Here is a 2,791-nt window from a genome sequence, read left to right on the forward strand (position 1 = left end):
ACAAGTTGATCGGAGCATCCCTAACGAAATTAGCGTCAAGGAGCAAGCGCTTTCAGTTATACAGCAAGTCTGTGGAGACAAAGCTCGAATTTCCGAAGCGGCCTTCGACTGCCTTGCAAAACATGATGCTGTCGAAATTGCCGCAGACATTGCCATGGCATATCCAGAAATGGTGGCGCCAGCTAAGGTTGAACGCGCTGTACCGGCACTAATAGCTCTTGCCAAGCGCCCCCGATCACAGATCGATATAGCAACTACTATCCATAGGCCGGAGCCGCTCAAGGCAATCTACAGGTCTTGGCCGGAAGTTGTCCGTAACGTTATCCAGAGGCTCCTCGATCAGAGGCAGTCATATTCAGTTCGCCTGGGTGTAGCTGCTCTACATGTGCTGCACAATGAAAACCAAGCATTACTTCCAAGCTTTGCTAGAACATTGATTTCAAAGCTCGCCCGTGCCCATCTGTTACTTGAAAATGATCAGACCGATCGGGAGCTTGGAATGGTCTGCGGCGATTTAAGACGTATCATCGCGATAGCCCTAAATGCCGCACCTGAAAGAACAGACGAAGTAATTTCTGAATTTTTCGACAGCTCTTCTCTCGACGGCGAGGAGCGACTCACTGAAGTTTATGAAGAGCTATTGAGGTTCTCAATACACGTTGATGAGGATCTAGACAGCGTAATAGCAACATCCAGTAATGCTGTATATTCGGTGCTTCTGAGGCGTTTGCTCAAGCTCGCAGGCACCTCTAAAAACCAGAAGGTTCTTCGCCTCGTTGTCCAGGCGTTCAGCAACGAACCAGACGAGATTGTGGCAGCTGGAAAGCAAAATATTGATGCCTTACTTGGTACGGCTGCTGTTTTAGATACTCGGATTGAAGCTTTTGAGGCTGAACGAAGTGCCATACCGGCAACCAACCTTAACGATCATCTCGAGGCCCAAAATTCAGCGACCACTCTGTATCAACTCCGCAAATCATGTGCATTGATAGCCGCAACAGCAGCTAAGGGCAGTAATAGACTCGTCGATTCCTACGTAGAATTTCTCACTAGTATTGATGAGCAACGTGATGGATTGAGTTCCACAATCACTCAAGCTACTCCATGCCTCATTGATAATCCTTCAACACTAAATATTGTACTTCCTCATCTCTACTCATCGCTGGTCGGAGCTTCAGTTCTTCGACGAGCCGCTGCGGGGCAAGCGCTTGGAGAGTTGAAAAAAAACCGCGTTTCCGACCTGCCAGAGCTTGTACTAGAGGCGTTTGTACTACTCTTGCAGGACCCGTATGTGATGGTGCACAAGGCAGCCGCTAGCGCTCTGTCCAGCATCGATTTGCCAGATATTTTAGAGCGGCGCGCCGGTGAGGCTCTGTTGAACCTCATCTTCTATTACAGTAGTAAAAAGGAGGAGCATCACTTTCTGATACGGTGTATCCGCTTGCACCTGGACCGATTTTCTACGCTTCAGCTACTCCAGGCTGGCCTTGACAATCGATTCATCAAATTTTTGATGACAGTACCTGCCAGTTTTTATAGTCGCGACTTTTCCCGAATGGGCAAAGCGCTTTCCTCTGCCTCAAACTTTGTGGAATTAGTAATATACACGTTCGACGACCCAGAGCTGAATGAACATTGCGAAGAGAACGCCATTACCCTAGTGCATCTAATTCCAGACGCGAAGGCACTCGAACGTGCCGACGACTTAGTAAAATTGGTTAAGCGACAATCAGGGAGATTGATACTGGCGGGGGCGGTGGTGGAGTTGCTTACTCGTGTCGGTGCTTGGACCCAAGCTGTGGCGGCAATCCAATCTTCCTGGGATGCAATTCCAGACACGATTCCGAAAAGACGCTTCAAGTGGTATCGGAGACTTCATGTAGTTGCCGCGCAGTTTGAGGCCGCAGTGGCTGCTGAGGATGTGCCAACTCAAGAAGCTTTACAAACTGAATGGCTACAACTCGAAGCTCTTCTTAAGGAGGATGAAAAACAATATGAAAGCAGACGCAGTTATCTCCCAAACTTTTTACAGCCGGATCCGGGCAGTTGAGGCTCTGAGGAAATTGGGGGCCGGAGACCCTTTCAAGCCAGAAGATTTATTAGCCATTGGTGCAGAGTTGGACGAAGCATCACTAAGATATGGGAGGGCCGCTACGGCAACTACCTACAGCGCCTTGGCCGGCCTTCTCCGACTCATCGCTAGCCTTACTGAATGGCGGGAAGGCGTGCTCGCGGCCAGTGACGGAGTGGAGCGTTTTTTACGCAGTGCATGTGAACGATACCGCATATGGCACAATGAATATGGCAAGCAGGAGGCCTCGCAACTCCTCGTTATCGCGTCTGACTCGCTCCCTCGAATTACCTCACTTTCTGATTTTGAAAAACTTTGCATGGCACTCGCTACTGTCCCTTTACCGGTGGGTGTATTTTCTAAAGGTTCACAGAGAGTTTCCAAATACATTGACGAGAAAACATCACCACCGCCTCCCGCCGAGCTCTCAGTTGCATTCCTAAAATTCCAAATAGATGGGCGATCAGCTGGAAGTATTCACCACCTCACTCCTCTAGAGCTTCATGACCTTGAAATCGAAGTCCGTGTGTCGCGATGGCCTGAATCTGCTGAAACACTGAGATTAACTCCTATCTCAACGGAACTGCGCGGCAGCTATGAGCTCTCAGAGTTCGTCTTCGACAAACCTGAGGGAGATCCTCCGTACACCCTTTTCCAGCGAGGACGGGCTGCCCTTCAACTCGCGCAAGGATTGAATGCACGGTAAGGGATCCATCATCC

General features: G+C 49.6%; 2 protein-coding genes. Both read left to right on the plus strand.

Annotated elements, in window-relative coordinates; translation table 11 throughout:
- On the plus strand, positions 1-2,050 hold a 2,050-nt coding region (locus G1E_RS28900; protein ID WP_177329632.1), incomplete at its 5' end, for a hypothetical protein.
- Positions 1,995-2,777: a hypothetical protein gene (locus tag G1E_RS28535; RefSeq protein WP_157050354.1), complete on the plus strand. Its 783-nt coding sequence runs from the start codon at positions 1,995-1,997 to the stop codon at positions 2,775-2,777. The genes G1E_RS28900 and G1E_RS28535, both read left to right, overlap by 56 nt.
- Positions 2,778-2,791: the final 14 nt, after the last annotated feature.

The sequence above is a fragment of the Pseudomonas sp. TJI-51 genome (genome assembly GCF_000190455.2).
GTDB lineage: Bacteria > Pseudomonadota > Gammaproteobacteria > Pseudomonadales > Pseudomonadaceae > Aquipseudomonas > Aquipseudomonas juntendi.

Bases quoted from the DNA above. Each gene is read 5' to 3' on its own strand.
- G1E_RS28535 (WP_157050354.1), top strand. From the start codon at position 1,995: ATGAAAGCAGACGCAGTTATCTCCCAAACTTTTTACAGCCGGATCCGG.